General features: G+C 68.0%; 12 protein-coding genes and 2 pseudogenes. 6 read left to right on the top strand and 8 right to left on the bottom strand.

The annotated features are described in order from the left end of the window. Positions 1 to 48 precede the first annotated feature (48 nt). On the top strand, positions 49 to 183 hold the full coding sequence (locus tag ACXC9Q_RS25715) for a hypothetical protein (RefSeq protein WP_457059215.1): 135 nt from the start codon (positions 49 to 51) through the stop codon (positions 181 to 183). Positions 184 to 491: 308 nt separating this feature from the next. On the opposite strand, the gene ACXC9Q_RS25720 is transcribed toward ACXC9Q_RS25715, so the two are convergent. The 4 genes from ACXC9Q_RS25720 to ACXC9Q_RS25735 form a co-directional block, all read right to left on the bottom strand. After that, complete coding sequence (locus ACXC9Q_RS25720; protein WP_457059216.1) at positions 492 to 1,433, bottom strand: redoxin domain-containing protein; 942 nt, start codon at positions 1,431 to 1,433, stop codon at positions 492 to 494. A gap of 3 nt (positions 1,434 to 1,436) precedes the next feature. Further along, entirely contained in the window at positions 1,437 to 2,633 is a 1,197-nt protein-coding gene (locus ACXC9Q_RS25725) for an epoxide hydrolase family protein (protein ID WP_457059217.1), read from the bottom strand. 94 nt (positions 2,634 to 2,727) lie between these two features. Then, positions 2,728 to 5,484, bottom strand: a complete 2,757-nt coding sequence (locus ACXC9Q_RS25730) for an ATP-binding protein (RefSeq protein ID WP_457059218.1) — start codon at positions 5,482 to 5,484, stop codon at positions 2,728 to 2,730. A gap of 541 nt (positions 5,485 to 6,025) precedes the next feature. After that, a complete protein-coding gene (locus tag ACXC9Q_RS25735) occupies positions 6,026 to 6,304 on the bottom strand; it encodes a GNAT family N-acetyltransferase (RefSeq protein WP_457059219.1) in 279 nt (92 codons plus the stop codon). A 159-nt stretch (positions 6,305 to 6,463) separates the two neighbouring features. Here ACXC9Q_RS25735 and ACXC9Q_RS25740 point away from each other — a divergent pair, with 159 nt between their 5' ends. Then, positions 6,464 to 7,363, top strand: a complete 900-nt coding sequence (locus ACXC9Q_RS25740; protein ID WP_457059220.1) for a hypothetical protein — start codon at positions 6,464 to 6,466, stop codon at positions 7,361 to 7,363. Between the two features lie 252 nt (positions 7,364 to 7,615). Here the strand turns inward: ACXC9Q_RS25740 and ACXC9Q_RS25745 are convergent, their stop codons facing one another. Continuing rightward, the gene (locus ACXC9Q_RS25745) at positions 7,616 to 7,741 is read right to left on the bottom strand and encodes a hypothetical protein (protein WP_457059221.1); all 126 of its coding nucleotides are present in this window, start codon (positions 7,739 to 7,741) and stop codon (positions 7,616 to 7,618) included. Between the two features lie 255 nt (positions 7,742 to 7,996). Between ACXC9Q_RS25745 and ACXC9Q_RS25750 the strand changes: the two genes are divergently transcribed. The 4 genes from ACXC9Q_RS25750 to ACXC9Q_RS25765 are packed head-to-tail and all read left to right on the top strand — an operon-like array spanning position 7,997 to position 12,218. Further along, positions 7,997 to 8,683 (top strand): SOS response-associated peptidase family protein, encoded by a 687-nt coding sequence (locus ACXC9Q_RS25750; RefSeq protein WP_457059222.1) that lies wholly within the window; start codon positions 7,997 to 7,999, stop codon positions 8,681 to 8,683. Then, the gene (locus ACXC9Q_RS25755) at positions 8,649 to 9,824 is read left to right on the top strand and encodes a tyrosine-type recombinase/integrase (RefSeq protein ID WP_457059223.1); all 1,176 of its coding nucleotides are present in this window, start codon (positions 8,649 to 8,651) and stop codon (positions 9,822 to 9,824) included. The genes ACXC9Q_RS25750 and ACXC9Q_RS25755 overlap by 35 nt, the downstream gene beginning before the upstream one ends. Then, complete coding sequence (locus ACXC9Q_RS25760) at positions 9,817 to 11,343, top strand: hypothetical protein (RefSeq protein WP_457059224.1); 1,527 nt, start codon at positions 9,817 to 9,819, stop codon at positions 11,341 to 11,343. The genes ACXC9Q_RS25755 and ACXC9Q_RS25760 overlap by 8 nt, the downstream gene beginning before the upstream one ends. Further along, on the top strand, positions 11,280 to 12,218 hold the full coding sequence (locus tag ACXC9Q_RS25765; protein ID WP_457059225.1) for a tyrosine-type recombinase/integrase: 939 nt from the start codon (positions 11,280 to 11,282) through the stop codon (positions 12,216 to 12,218). The genes ACXC9Q_RS25760 and ACXC9Q_RS25765 overlap by 64 nt, the downstream gene beginning before the upstream one ends. Before the next feature lie 105 nt (positions 12,219 to 12,323). Here ACXC9Q_RS25765 and ACXC9Q_RS25770 read toward each other — a convergent pair. The 3 genes and pseudogenes from ACXC9Q_RS25770 to ACXC9Q_RS25780 all read right to left on the bottom strand — a co-directional run. Further along, positions 12,324 to 12,641: pseudogene (locus ACXC9Q_RS25770) on the bottom strand (serine hydrolase domain-containing protein); the annotation flags it as partial. Continuing rightward, positions 12,638 to 12,928, bottom strand: coding sequence for a hypothetical protein (locus ACXC9Q_RS25775; RefSeq protein ID WP_457059226.1), 291 nt, complete (start codon positions 12,926 to 12,928; stop codon positions 12,638 to 12,640). The gene ACXC9Q_RS25775 and the pseudogene ACXC9Q_RS25770, both read right to left, overlap by 4 nt. Positions 12,929 to 13,149: 221 nt before the next feature. Then, a pseudogene (locus ACXC9Q_RS25780) lies at positions 13,150 to 13,751 on the bottom strand (Tn3 family transposase); the annotation flags it as partial. Between the last annotated feature and the right edge of the window lie 259 nt (positions 13,752 to 14,010).

The raw sequence follows: 14,010 nt of genomic DNA on the forward strand, positions 1-14,010 counted from the left end.
GGTGACGACCAACTTCCACCACTCCGCGGGACGCAACCGGAGGCGCTGGTGGTCGAGTTCCTCGCGGAGTTCGGCCAGCGGGATCCATCGCGGCGCCGGGTTGCCATGATCGGCGAACATGACCCGCATGTCATAGGCGTCGCGCATCGCTCGATGAAGACTCGCCTCGAACTGCGCCCGTGACGTCTCGTCGGTATTGCTCTCGCGGTCGGCGTCGCGCCCCGCGACGGTCTGAGGCTTCTCGTCGAACGAACCTGTCGGCAGCTCGATGTCGTACAGCAAGGCGTGTTTGCGGATCCTTTTGTGCAGTTGCGGCCGGTGCCAGAGCCCTTTGATCTGGCTCCTCGCGAGCAACAACTCCGCGCCCACCTCGGCGACCCCTTCGCGTCGCTGACACCGCCTCGGGTGGCAACCGCGTCACCCTCGCGGACTCCACCCACCACGCCGAGGACGCCTACGCCACTGCTGTGATACCTCTTGGGTGCTTTGACCTACCCGAAAGTGAAAACGTAGACCTCCGCCCCGGGTTCGAGAAACATGATCTCCAGCGTCCGCTCACGAACCTCACCCTGCTCCCGCACGAGCTGGTAAAGGCGCCCGTCCTCGAGCTCCCCCTGACCGTCCGCGGACACATCTACTCCGTGCGACGCCCCAGGCGCCCGCCCATCCACGAGGACCCGGAACGGAATCGGCCCACCCTGTCCCCCGGCGAGCACCACGTTCGCATCGCGAGCGTGGAAACGGAAGGCGATCCGGCCACGCGGTCCCGCGAGCACGGCCCGCTCCTGCTCGATCGTCCATTCGCCGGCAAGCGCCCAGTGGTTGAGGCGCAGCCGTTCGGGGAGTTCATAGGTGCTGCGGCCGAACGTGGTTCCACCTGGTGAGGCGAAGTGAGCGCTTTGGCCGTCGCCGACGTAGGTCTCGGGTGACCGGAGGTGTGTCCAGTCGGCGGGTGCCTCGATGCCGACGCTGTCGATCGTTGCCTGGTCGCGTTCGATGTCGAGGAGGCGCTGGATCACGTGTTCGGATTGTTCGTAGCGGCCTTCGCCGAAGTGGGTGTCGCGGATCTGTCCGGTCTTGTCGACGAAATACAGGGCGGGCCAGTAGTGGTTGGCGAACGCGCGCCAGACCGCGTAGTCGTTGTCGACCACGATCGGGTAGTCGAGCCGGCGTACCTTTGTAGCCCTACGTATCCCCGCGGTCTCGTGCTCGAAGGTGAACTCGGGGGTGTGCACCCCGATCACGATCAGGCCGTCGTCTCGGTAGGCCTCCGACCACGCGCGGACATACGGCGCCTGGCGTAGCCAATTGATGCAGGTCAACGTCCAGAAGTTCACCAGGACGACGTGATCCCGTAGCTCGCCGGGACCGAGTGGGGCCGAGTTGAGCCATTCGGCCCCGGCGAGCGAGGGCATCGTTGGATGTGTGGTCATGGGCTAGTCGCGCAGCGAGCGGAAGCCCGTGCGAACCTCGTCGCAGAACAGCGCGGGCTGCTCCCAGGCTGCGAAGTGGCCACCCTTGTCGACCCGGTTGTAGTGGATCAGCTTGGGGTACGCGCGTTCTGCCCAGCTGCGTGGGGCTTGGTACAGCTCGTTGGGGAAGACGCTGACGGCGACCGGGACGTTGACGCCCCGGGCGGAGAAGAACGCGCCCTTGTTCTCCCAGTACAGCCGCGCGGCCGACACTCCGGTGTTGGTCAGCCAAAAGTGGGTGAGGTTGTCGAGGACGTCGTCCGGGCTCAGGCCTTCCGGTACTCCGTCGACGCTGCGGGCGATCATCGCCAGCGACGCCGCGTCGTGGTCGAGCATGAAGGCTGCCAGACCGGCCGGCGAGTCCGCGATGCCGGTCAGCGACTGCGGGCGGTCACCCATGAAGTAGGCGTAGAAGACGTGCTTGTAGAAGAAGCCGAGCTGGTCGCACGCTGCCTGCTCCTCCTCGGACAGACCGGCGGGTGCCTCTCCCCCGCCGGCCAGCGCCGCGTCGATCTCGGGCGGGAACACCCCGGCCATGTTGACGTGGATGCCGGCCAGCTCCGGCGGCGCGTCGACGCCCATCAGTTCGACGACGACGGCACCCCAGTCGCCGCCCTGTGCCACGAATTTCGTGTAGCCGAGCTGGCGCATCAGTTCGATGTACGCGCGGGCGATTCGCTCGGCGCCCCAGCCGGTGCCGGTCGGCTTGCCCGAGTAGCCATAGCCGGGCATCGACGGAATCACGAGGTGGAAGGCGTCCGTTGCGTTCCCGCCGTGCGCGGTCGGGTCCGTCAGCGGTTCGACGATCTTCAGCTGCTCAACCACGGAGCCTGGCCAGCCGTGGCAGACGATGAGCGGCAGCGCATCCTCATGCTTCGACCGGACGTGCAGGAAGTGGATGTCCAGTCCGTCGATCTCGGTGAGGTACTGCGGGAACGCGTTCAGCCGCGCCTCGCACCGGCGCCAGTCGTACTCCGTGGCCCAGCGATCGGCGAGCGCCCGAACAGTCGCCAGCGGGGTGCCCTGCGATTGGTCGTCGACGGTCTCCTTGTCCGGCCAGCGGGTGGCCCGGAGACGGGCCCGCAGATCCTCCAGCTCCGCGTCGGAGACCTCGATCCGGAACGGCCGGATCGCAGTGCCGGGTTCAACGGTGATAGCCATGGTGTGCCTCCTGGAGGGGTTGGGGTGACACCCAAAGCCTTCTCCGCGCGGCCCACCGGCACGCCGGTCGAAACCCTGGCCCTGTCCCTGGTCTCTACGGCTCGTACCCGGGCATGACGGTGTGCAGGGCGGTCCGCGAGGTGATCCCGAGCTTGTCAAACACCTTGCGCAGGTGCCATTCGACCGTCCGCGGGCTGAGGAACAGCTCCGCGCCGATCTCCTGATTAGTGCGCCCGTCCCGGGCCAGCCGTGCGATCTGCTCCTCCTGCGGGGTGAGTTCGGCGCGCTGCTCGCCGGCTCTCCTGCGCAGCTTCTCGCCCGTCGCGGCCAGTTCACGGCGTGCTCGCTCCGCGAACGCCGTCATCCCGATCGTCGTGAGCAGTTCCTCGGCCGTCCGCAACTGCTTGCGCGCATCGGTACGACGACCCGCGCGCCGCAACCACTCGCCGTACAGCAGATGGGCGCGGGCGAGTTCCGGCCGGAGGCGGGTGCGCCCCAGCCGTTCGATCGCCTCCTGGTACAGGTCGTCGGCGGCTGCTCCATCGCTCAGCAGCGCCGAGGCGCGCGCTCGGATGCCGAGTGCCCAGTCGGTGCCGCACGGACGCGTCGCCTCGTCCAGGCGTTCGAACGCGTCGATTGCGAGCGCGATGTCGTCGGTCCGCACCGCGGCCTCGACAAGTTCGGGCAGGACCCACATCGAGATCCACAGCTCGAAGGTGTGCGACGCGGCCTCCCGGGCCTCCGCCACCGCCTCCGCGTATCGGCCCAGCCCGTTGTGCAGCACCGCGAGTCCCCAGAGCCCCGCGGTGACCGCGATGCCCTGCCCCCACTCCTCGGCCTGCCGCATCGTGGCCGCGATCACCGCGACGGCCTCGTCCTCCTTGCCCTGCCACGCAAGGAGTCTGGTCAGCCCGTGACCAGCGAACCGGGTCCCGGTCGCCGCCGCCACGCTATCCGACTCCGCCATCAGCGCGGCGGCCCCGACGAAGTCACCTGTGAACATGATCGCCAGGCTTAGTGACGTGAGGTGGATCGGTAGCTCCGCGAGTGCGCCGGCCGCCCGGGTCAGCTCAAGCTGCCGGGTCGAGACGGCGAACATGCCTTCCTCGTCCCAGACAGCGTTGGGGGCGCACGTGGCGGCCCAGCCCCAGCGCAGGACGTCGGTCACTGGAAGGTCGCTGACCGCCTTGGTCGCCGTCTGGAGCGCCGGGATCGCGGCTGCCCGGCCGTCGGTGGTGTACCGGGCGAGGCCATCGAGCAGCAGATCGAAGGGGCGGGGCGACTCCGGGGGTGGAAGAGCGCGAATGGCGCGACCGATCCGCATCAACGCATTCGACTGCTCGAAATGCCCGCGGCTCGTCGCGGCGCTCCACGCGTACAGGTAGGTCTCGCGGGCCAACTCCAGGTCGAACGCCTCGAGCCGCCCCGCCACATCCAGCAACCTCGCCGGGGCGTCGACGAGGCTTCCGGATGTGTAGCCGGCTGTAACCCGCACGAGCTCGGCCCTGGCGCGCTGGAAGTCGTCGAGTGGTCCGCCCTCCGCCACTCCCAGCATTCGGAGAGCGGCGTCGAATGCGCCCGCCGTCAGACTCAGCTGCGCCGCGCTCAACGCGCGTTCCGACCGGCGCGCGGGGTCGACCGTGAGCGCGACGGCACGTCGCAGAAAGGCGGATGCCGCGGCAAAGCCGCCGCGGGCCTGCGCCCGGCCGGCCGAGCGTTCCAACTCGGCGGCCACCTCCTCGTCGGGACCCGCCGCCGCAGAGGCCAGATGCCAGGCGCGCCGGTCCGGGTCCAACTCGACATTGGTGGCAACCGCGAGAGCGCGATGGACGCGACGTCGATCGTCGGCCGTGGCCGACCGATATGCGGCGGCCCGAGCAAGCGGATGCGCGAACTCCACGCGCTCGTCGACCTTGAGCAGCCGGACGTCCGCCGCGAGATCGAGCGCAGCCAGGTCGAGGCCGAGGCCTTTGGCCACGGTCTTGAGCAACACCGAATCACCCGTTGGGTCAGCGGCCGCGACGAGGAGAAGTAGCTGGGTGTCGGGGGGCAACCGCAGCAGGCGGCGTACGTAGCTGTGCTCGATCTTGCCAATCACCGCGGTGCTGTCCGGCAAGCCGTATCCGCCCGCCAGATCCGCCGAAGTCCAGGTTCGCGGAAGCTCGAGCAGCGCCAGAGGGTTGCCATGACTCTCGGCGATGATCCGGTCGAGAACCGCGGCATCCAGGGAGCCGTGCATGGTACCCAGAAGCAGGGCGCGTGAGTCGCTCTCACCGAGCCCACGGACGACCAGGGCGGGAAGACCGGACACCATCTCGTCGCCGACAGGTGAGCGGGCCGCACACACGACGGCGACACGTTCGGCGAGCAGGCGCCGGAAGACGAACCCCATGACCTGCGCCGATACCTCGTCGAGCCACTGGGCATCGTCGACGACACAGATCACAGGGCGCCGCTCGGCAAACTCGGCGAGCAGCGACAAGACCGCGAGCCCGACCAGAAAACGGTCCGGCGGAGCGCCCGAGCTGCGGCCGAATACAGTCGCAAGGGCTTCGCGCTGCGGCGCAGGCAGCCGATCCATGCGCTCAAGCATCGGAGCGCAGAGCTGATGCAGTCCGCTGTAGGCCAGCTCCATCTCCGACTCGACGCCGGTGGCTCGGGCGATCTGCCAGCCCTCGAGCTTGCCATCCAGGTACCCCAACAGTGCGGTCTTTCCGACGCCGGCCTCACCGCGCAGCACGACCACCTGGCTGCGACCGGCGCGCGCGTTGGACAAAGTGAGGTCGAGCGCCGCACATTCTGCTTCGCGCCCGAAGAGTCCGGGCGATCGTCCTGCAGCGGTATCAGCCACGCCGGCTCCCAGCTTGTCAGCGCGATCCTACTCTCAGACCGCGACGCCGATGATCCCCTCGTCGAACGCCGTACTGCCTCTTCTTGTTGTTCCTTCACGGGTGTCGCGGACCCTGATGATCTCGTCGCGAAGGTCTGCCTGCCCATATCCGTTTGGCCGAAGGCCTTCGCGCGGGCATTTTGAGGACGACGTTCAGCGCGGGTGGAGATCCGGCTCGTCCTCGATCCGACCGCCAGCCCGATCAGCGGCAAGGTCGCAGTTGTCGCTGATGGTGGCGCCGTAACTGAGGCAGAGCTCCCTCCGACCCTTGAGAGCGGCCCGCCGGTCGGCGGCGGTGATCCGCCGCGGTCGAGGTCGTCAGCGATGAACCCGACTTCCTCCCCAATGGTGCGCCACAAGCAGTCATAGGTGTCGGCGCGCACCGGGTCGGAGACGGTCTCGGCGAGAACGCGAACCCGGTCGAGCCGCACATGGAACTGTGCGAGCTCCAAGGTCCACCCGCCGCGCCTCGACCGGCCGGGTCGAGGCGCTCGACAAGAGCCTAGATCCCCGGCTCGCTGGCCCAGAGCACCGCGATCGCCTCGGGCACCTCACGCAACTGCCGGGTGATCAACGCCGACATGACCCCACGCCGACGATGCGTCGCCTTCACCCCGACCCCGGTCACGTGCGCGGCCGCCACCACCCCACCCGGCACGGACAGCTCCCGCGTCAGCGCCCTGGTGGTGCCGACAGCCTCCGCACCGTCCGTCGCCACCAGGGCCCGCTCAGGCTCGAACAGTTGCCGCCCCAGCTCACTCGGCGACGGATCGAACATCATCGCGCCCCCGAACAGCGCGGTCAGCTCCTCGTAGTCCCCGGAACCCCCACACGAACCCCGATCTCGGTCACAGTCGCATCCTCACACGCCCCACCGACAAACGGTCAACAACAAACCCGCACCGATCGCCATCATGCGTAGTGGGAGGGATGGTGCGAAATGATCAAGGCACTCGGAACGACAGCGGCAGCTCTGCTCGTGGCAGGGGCTCTGGTACCGACCACGGCGACGGCCGCACCAACCGCGAGTTGCGCCCTGGGAGCAGGATCGGTGACCGCCGGCGGTGATCATCACGCGCGGATCGTCTTCGCGACCAGGCCGCCGACCGCAAGCGGGGTCGGCGTCTACGCGAGCCGCTTCTACGGTCCGGGGCAGGTGAAGGTCAGTAGCTCGATGGAGGTCATGGACGACGGCTTCAGCGGGGTCGCTGTCTCTGGTTACGTCATCATCGGCGATGGACTGTACCTGACCGGATACACCGCGGCGAACAACACCGTGAACGGCGGAAACACCCGGATCGGGGGCGGTTGGGCGACCTTCGTCGCGTTGGAGGGGGCGGAGTATCAGGGCCCGACCGAGGCAGGCATCTCGCGACGGAACACCTACGGGCTCCGCAGTGACGGCACGCTCTTCCGCTGGACCGTCGACACCAGGGGCGTCTGGCGGAACAGGGCATCCGCGCCGGGGTTCGCGGCGGTGAAGTCGATGGCGTTGATCAGCAAGTCCCGCACCTACGACACGTTCCTCGCGAACACTCGCGGCGGCGCGCTCTACACCATCCACATCCCGACGACGGCGCCGATGAAGCCGGTGGTGAAGCAGGTTCGGGCGAAGACCTGGCAGGGGTTCGAGGCGCTGCTGGCGCAGAAGTGCGGTCAGTACGGCACGATCCTGCTCGGCATCGACAAGGACACCGGTAGCGGCTACATGTACGCCGTTGGCCGCGCCAACGGCACGGCCACCGTCATCCAGTCGCAGGGCAAGGTGCCGGTGAGTTTCGGCGACCCGGTCTACTTCCGCTGGAAGGATGATCCGGGGTCCCCGCTCACCGGCGAGTGAGCGGCTGGAGTGCAACCGCTGAAACCCCGCAGGGGCCGCCGTAGGTGGGCGGTTGCGCGGAGGGCGTGTCGGGTCAGAGTGGAGTGCCAGGAGGGGGAGAGAGCCCTTGAGCAGCGCCGACGTACGTCGGCTCGTTCCCGCGGCCGCAGGCCGGCTCGATCGTGTCGGTGACCTCGGCTCTCGATCCTGCGGCGGCCGGAGTCGGGTTCCCTGATTCCGACCCCGGTCGCCACCGCGGCCGGACACCGGTGATCAGTCGAGGCCGGGAGATTCGTCCGGCTCGACTGTGGGCTGCGCGAGCTGCTCGGGAGAGACGGCCGGCTGGCCGGTGATCCTCAGCACGGCCGTGCTGGGTGGGACGCGGCCCGTGTCGTGCACGCGTCCGTCCCCCTCTCATATGGGTCGGTTGCGTTTGGAATTCAACCCCCTCTCGAGCCCTCACCCCAGGGTCAGTGGGAGGTGGACCCAGTCGTGCTCACTGCTGCTGGCGGAGGTGTGTCAGCCAGCCGGTTCCTGCTCGCCGGTCGCCCGCAGGTCACACCGAAGACGGGTTTTCCGGTTCCGGTCGGCCGCGCCGCGAGCGGCCGGACTTGTAGTCCGGCCGGCAACGGATCAACCCGACTGTCATCGACCGTGAACGCGGACATGCGGCGGATCTCGTCCTGGGAGATGATGCTGGCCGTACCGACAGGTGGTGGTCTCGAAGCGCTGCACGAAAGCGCGCGGGCCTGGGTGCGTGGGTTGATTCCGGCGGCATCGCTGCTGGTGTCCGTAGGCCGTGGCAGGCTGGCAGGCATGTGTGGTCGATACGCCTCAGTGGCCAGCCGCGACGATCTGCTCGAGCGGTTCGTCGTCGACGAGAGCAGCGCCGACGAGCTACGGGGTCAGGACTTCAACGTGACGCCGACGAAGGACAACCCGGTGGTGATCGCCCGGGTTCCTGATGACGCCGGCGAGGACGCTGAACCGGTGCGGGAGCTCCGGGCGTTTCGCTGGGGTTTGCTGCCGTTCTGGGCGAAGGAGATCAAGGTCGGCGCGAAGATGATCAATGCGCGTGCGGAGACGGTCCACGAGAAGCCGGCCTACCGCCGCGCGTTCAAGTCGCAGCGGGCGCTGATCCCGGTCGACGCGTTCTACGAGTGGCTCGAGACCGACGAGGTCGGCAAGTCGGGCAAGAAGCTGAAGCAGCCGTTCGCGCTACCAGTTAACTGCACCAAGCGCGCCCAGCCGGGGCGGTCGGTGAGCGAGGGGACTTGGTGTGATGCCGGACTGGGGACGGTTGTTGGTGGAGGGACGAGTCGATCCGCCCAGGATCGGTGAGGTCGTCGCCACTGATCTGAATCATCCGCCGTACGTGGTGTTCGACCGCGACGGTCGCGAGGTCGAGCCGGCGAGCGTGTTTCTGCGTGACTTGTCGCTGAGCGACGTAAGCGTCTTGACATGCCGGAGCTACGGCTTCGACCTTCTGCGTTGGTTCCGGGTGCTGTGGCTGTTGGACGTGGTGTGGGATCGCGCCACGGCCTATGAGGTCCAGGTCCTGGTGGGGTGGATGCGATCTGGGCGCAATCCGCAACGCGGCCGCGCCGAGTCGTCGTCCAGTCGACCTGGCGCCGTCAACGGCCGCACGGGCAAGGCCTACCTGTCGGCTGGATACGCCCCACGGACCATCAACCACACCCTCAGCGTGATCGGCCGCTTCTACAGCTTCCACGCTCAGTACGGACGGGGACCGGTGGTGAGTCCGGTGCCGGCGGCGCGGGAGCGGCGCGCGGTGGTGGCGCACCGCAACCCGATGGAGCCGCCGAGGACGGGGCGGCGGGCGCCGTTGCGGCAGAAGGTTCCGAAGCTGGAGCCGCGGGCGCTCTCGGATCGTTGCTGGGACGAGTTGTTCGCCGTGTTGCGCTGCGATCGCGACAGGGCCCTGCTGGCTTGCTACGTGTCGAGTGGTGCGCGTGCGTCGGAGCTGCTTGGCATCGGTTTGGAGGATGTCGACTGGGCGCGGCAGGTGATCTTTGTGGTTTCGAAGGGCAGCCGGTTGCGGCAGGCGGTGCCTGTGTCGCCGGAGGCGCTGCGCTACCTCGTGTCGTACTTGGCCGAGGCTGGTCCGCCGGCGCCGGGTGAGCCGTTGTGGAGGACTCGGCGGGGTGATCCTCGGCCGGTGACGTACTGGGCGATGCGGCGGGTGCTGCAGCGCGCGAACGATGCGCTGGGGACGAACTGGACCCTGCACGACCTGCGGCATACCGCGGCGACGCGTTTGGCGCAGGATCCGTCGATCACGTTGCCGGAGGTGCGGGCGATCCTTCGGCATGCCGACATCAACACCACCGGCATCTACACCGCCACCCGTGTGGAGGACCTGTTCGACAAACTGCAGCAACACTTCTCCGCGCAGCGCCCGGCGCAGCGGCTGGCCACCGGGTACGACCCGGCTGACGCTGCGGTGGTGTTCGGTGCCTAGGCCGCCACTGGTCGACTTGCTCCAGGAGCCCTCGGCGTTGCTGCCTGGCGGCATCATGCCCGCTCCGGCGTCGACGTCTGGGTCACCGCCGGGACGGTTCGGTGATCTGTCCAGGGCGAGTGCAGCCGACCTGGTTGGCATGGCCGGGACGGTGTGGGACACCGATCCAGATCAGCAGTCGATGCGACGAGTTGGAGTACGGCTGCTGCTTGAGCACCTGGAGCAGTACGACGGCGACACCTGGACCGACCGGTGGAAGTCCGGAGGGTTCGACGGCGGCGGACGACCGATCGCGGACATAGGTGGCGCTGCTGGTGGTAAGAGCACGCGCCGGATGCGGATCGCATCAGGCTTTCGCAGCCTGGTGTGTCTGCGAGTGATCCAGCCGACGCTGGTGGCGTTGCGGTCCAACAAGGTAGTTGACCTGGCTCACGCGCTGCAGGTTGCGGAGAACGATCCGCTGCTGAACCGCTTCGTTGCCGAGGTCAACAGGATTGGGCGGAGCTACTCGCTGCGCAAGGCCGCCTTGTATGACGTCGCCTGTATGCTGCTCAGTCAGCGAATTGCCCTGCGGGACGTGACCCCGGAGGCGTTGTTGCACTTCTCGATCGACTCCGCCCGCTACCGGTCCGCGGTCGTGAAGGCCGGTACGCCGGGCCGCCATCGGGGGCGGCTGGTGTGGGACGTGCTGCACGGGATGGGGCATTTTCCGCCCGGTGCGCCGCACTCGCTGCAGGCCTGCCTGAACGGGGCCACACTCAGCGCGGCTGAGCTGGTCGATCGCCACGAGCTGCGCAACCGGGGTGTCAGGGATCTGCTGGTCGACTACCTGAGCAGGCGGCAGCCGGAGGTCGACTACACGACGCTGACCGGCCTGGCCTACAACCTGGCCGCGGTCTTCTGGAAAGCCGTAGAGCAGATCAACCCAGGGCAGCGGGACCTGCGGCTGGGACAAGACACCTACGCGCAGTGGCGCGCCGGGCTCAACGTCTGCGCCGACGGCAGGGTCCGCCGGCACCCCGAAGATGTGCTCAGCCTGGTACGCAGCTTCTACCTGGACCTGCAGAGCTGGGCGATCGAGGAGCCCGAACGCTGGGCGCACTGGGTCGTACCCTGTCCCATCTCACCTGTGGACGTGCGCGGGGAGCGGGCCCGCAAGCGGCGGGTCAACGAGAAGATCACTGACCGGATCAGGGTCCGCAAACCGCTGCTGCCGATCCTCGTCGACCACCTCGAGCAGCGCCGTACCGAACTCGGTGAGCTGCTCGACCTAGCTGGTCGCACGGCGCTCGGGCAGGCGTTCACCCATCGCGGGCGGCGGTACCGGCGCACCGGTACCAGCTACGACCAGCAACTGGTCGCCGCCGGCCAGCCCACTGTCCGGGTAGTCGACGAGGCCACCGGGCGGATCACGAGCCTCACGCTGGAAGAGGACCCGGCGTTCTGGCTGTGGGCGTGCGTGGAGACGATGCGCCACACCGGGTCCGGATCGAGGAACTGCTGGAACTCACCCAGCTGAGCATCCGCCAGTTCGAACGCCCAGGCGGCGAGCTGATCGGGCTGCTGGTGATCGCGCCGTCGAAGACCGACCGCGAGCGGGTGGTGCCAATGTCGGCCGAGCTGCTGCACGTCCTCGCCGCCGTCATCTTGCGTCTGACCGCCGGCGGCCGACCAATCCGGCTGGTCCGCCGCTACGACCCATACGAGCGGGTGTGGTCGCCGCCGATGCCGTTCCTGTTCCAGCGCAGCATCAGCGGAGACGGCGTGATGGGAGCGGCGACCGTGCGGGAGATGCTGCAGCGGGCCTGCGCCGACCTCGCCGCTACTCATCGAGCCTTCGCCGGCGTGACCTTCACCCCGCACGACTTTCGGCGGCTGTTTGCCACCGAGCTGGTCAACAACGGCCTCCCGATCCACATCGGCGCGAAGCTGCTCGGGCACCTCGACCTGCAGACCACTCAGGGCTACGTCGCGGTGTTCGAGGAGGACATGGTCCAGCACTACCAGGATTTCCTGGCCCGGCGCCGCGAGCTGCGGCCAGCCGACGAGTACATCTACGTGACGCCCCGGGAATGGACTGACTTCGAGGAGCACTTCGACAAGCGCAAGGTCGAACTCGGCTCCTGCGCCCGCCCCTACGGGACACCATGCCAGCACGAGCACGCCTGCGTGCGATGCCCGATGCTGCACGTCGACCCGCGCATGCTGCCCAGACTGCAAGAGCTCGAGGACGATCTCATGGTGCGGCGCCGCCGCGCCGTCGACGAAGGCTGGCTCGGTGAGATCGAAGGCATCGATCTGACCCTGCGGCTGCTGCGCGAGAAGCAGGCCGGTGCCGACAAGCTCACACGCCGCACGGTCGAGCTTGGGATGCCTGGCTTGCGGCCCAGCTGAGCCCAGTAAGGGAACAGATCGTCCAGATACAGAGCCAGAGCCCCCGAGACGGGTGCGCATCAGGTCCGCGTAGCTCATGTGGGCTGCTGCGGCGACGGCTTGGCCGGCGATGGCCGAACCCAGCGTGGAGTACGCGTAGTGGCCGCGTCCGCTCAGGGTCTGGTTCGTGGCTTCCTTGGTCAGCTGCGCGCCGTCGGCGGTCAAGAAGTTGTGGCCCAGCGGCGCTTTCCAGACAGCGCGGCGCACGGTTGCGGCACCGAACTCGGCGTACCCAGAGGTGTGAGTGACGAGCTCGTGCATCGTGGCGGTGCCGGCGAGCGAGCCCGCTAGCTGGGGAAGATAGGTGGAGACGGCCGCGTCCATCCGGATCTCTCCGCGGCGTACGGCGTCTGCGATGACCAGCCCCGTCATCGCCTTAGTCATCGACCGACCTCCATCGAGGTGGTCTCGTCGGCGCCGATCCCGGCCAGCTGCACCGGCTGGGCCGCGTTCAGGTCGACCTCGGCGACCGCGACGCTGTGGTAGCCGGCGAGCATGCCCAGGCCGGCTTGGTGGTCCAAATGGGCCAGGACCGTCGCGTCTCCGTTGCGGGCATCTGCCAGGTTCGGGGACAACACCCACGACACGACCGCGACGGTCAACGCTCCGATGAGCACGGTGATGACCAGGCGGCGCGAGGCGAGGTAGCTCACGGCCAGGACGACCAGCATGAGCAGCGCTTTCCAACCGTCCTCGGCGTACCGCCCGTACCGGCCGCCGAGACGCCGCAGCCCTCGGTGCGCGACAAGACCGGTGCAGCATGTTCGGGGCCCTGCCTTCGCCGCGATACGTGATTCCGCCGGGATGGAGCCGAGGGCCGCGCGGTAGGCAGGAGGCGGTGGAGCAGGAGCCCAGTCAGTACGGAGAAGGCCAGGGGGCAGTGACCTCAGGCTCACGTCTGCTGGCGCAGAGGGAGCCTGCGGGTCATGTTCAGCCGCACCTCGCCGTAGGGGGCGACGTGGGTCCAGAACAGCGGGGTGAGGCAGCGGTGATCGACATCGGTCATCTTCTCGGCCCACTTGTCGTCGGCCAGGACGTCTTGCACCATCAGGGTGTTGACGTACACCAGTGCTGACTGCAGCACCCGCAGGCACAGCACCGACAGTTCCTGTTCTTCGCGACGGTTGGAGGCGATGTCGCTGCCTTTGCCGAAGAAGATGACCGAGTTGCCGCCGTTCCAGGACTCGACCACGTTGAGGCCTTCGTTGATCTCGCGCTGCAGGTCCCGGTCGCGCGGGTAGCGGGCGACGAAGAGGGTCTTCTGGGCGCGGCCGAGCTCGATCATCGCCTGGTAGGTGGGATGGATGGAGTTGGCCTTGGTGAAGCGGCGCAGGATCGCCTCGGTCGAGGCGGTGCCGGAGCGGATCGCGGTGGCGTACTGATCATCTGGTCGTACTGCTCGCCGATCACGTCCCACCGGATCGGGCGGGTCAGCGCCGCCGCCAGCCGCGGGTAGGCATCGGGTTCGCCGGCGGCCGGCCGATACAGCTTGACCACGTCGTATCTGTAGGGGTCACGCTCGGCATCAACTGAACGGGCAGGCAGTGACCTTAGCGGCATGCCGATCACGTGTCGCGTTTGGGATCCGCATGCGGGACGGAATGGACCAGAGCATCGAGCGCAGGGCGGCCAGCGCTTGACAGTCATACGCGGCGGTATGGGCCCGAGCGACCGGATCGCGGCTGAGCATGCGTTAGCAAAGGTTGCCGCGACCCGATTACGCGTCGAGCAGGACGCTCAAATCGGACCATGG

This window comes from Kribbella sp. CWNU-51 (assembly GCF_054073265.1).

Excerpts from the sequence above, each read along its gene's own strand:
- ACXC9Q_RS25735 (WP_457059219.1), bottom strand. The coding sequence starts at position 6,304 with ATGATGTTCGATCCGTCGCCGAGTGAGCTGGGGCGGCAACTGTTCGAG.
- ACXC9Q_RS25725 (WP_457059217.1), bottom strand. The coding sequence starts at position 2,633 with ATGGCTATCACCGTTGAACCCGGCACTGCGATCCGGCCGTTCCGGATC.
- ACXC9Q_RS25775 (WP_457059226.1), bottom strand. The coding sequence starts at position 12,928 with ATGCTGGTCGTCCTGGCCGTGAGCTACCTCGCCTCGCGCCGCCTGGTC.
- ACXC9Q_RS25720 (WP_457059216.1), bottom strand. The coding sequence starts at position 1,433 with ATGACCACACATCCAACGATGCCCTCGCTCGCCGGGGCCGAATGGCTC.
- ACXC9Q_RS25740 (WP_457059220.1), top strand. The coding sequence starts at position 6,464 with ATGATCAAGGCACTCGGAACGACAGCGGCAGCTCTGCTCGTGGCAGGG.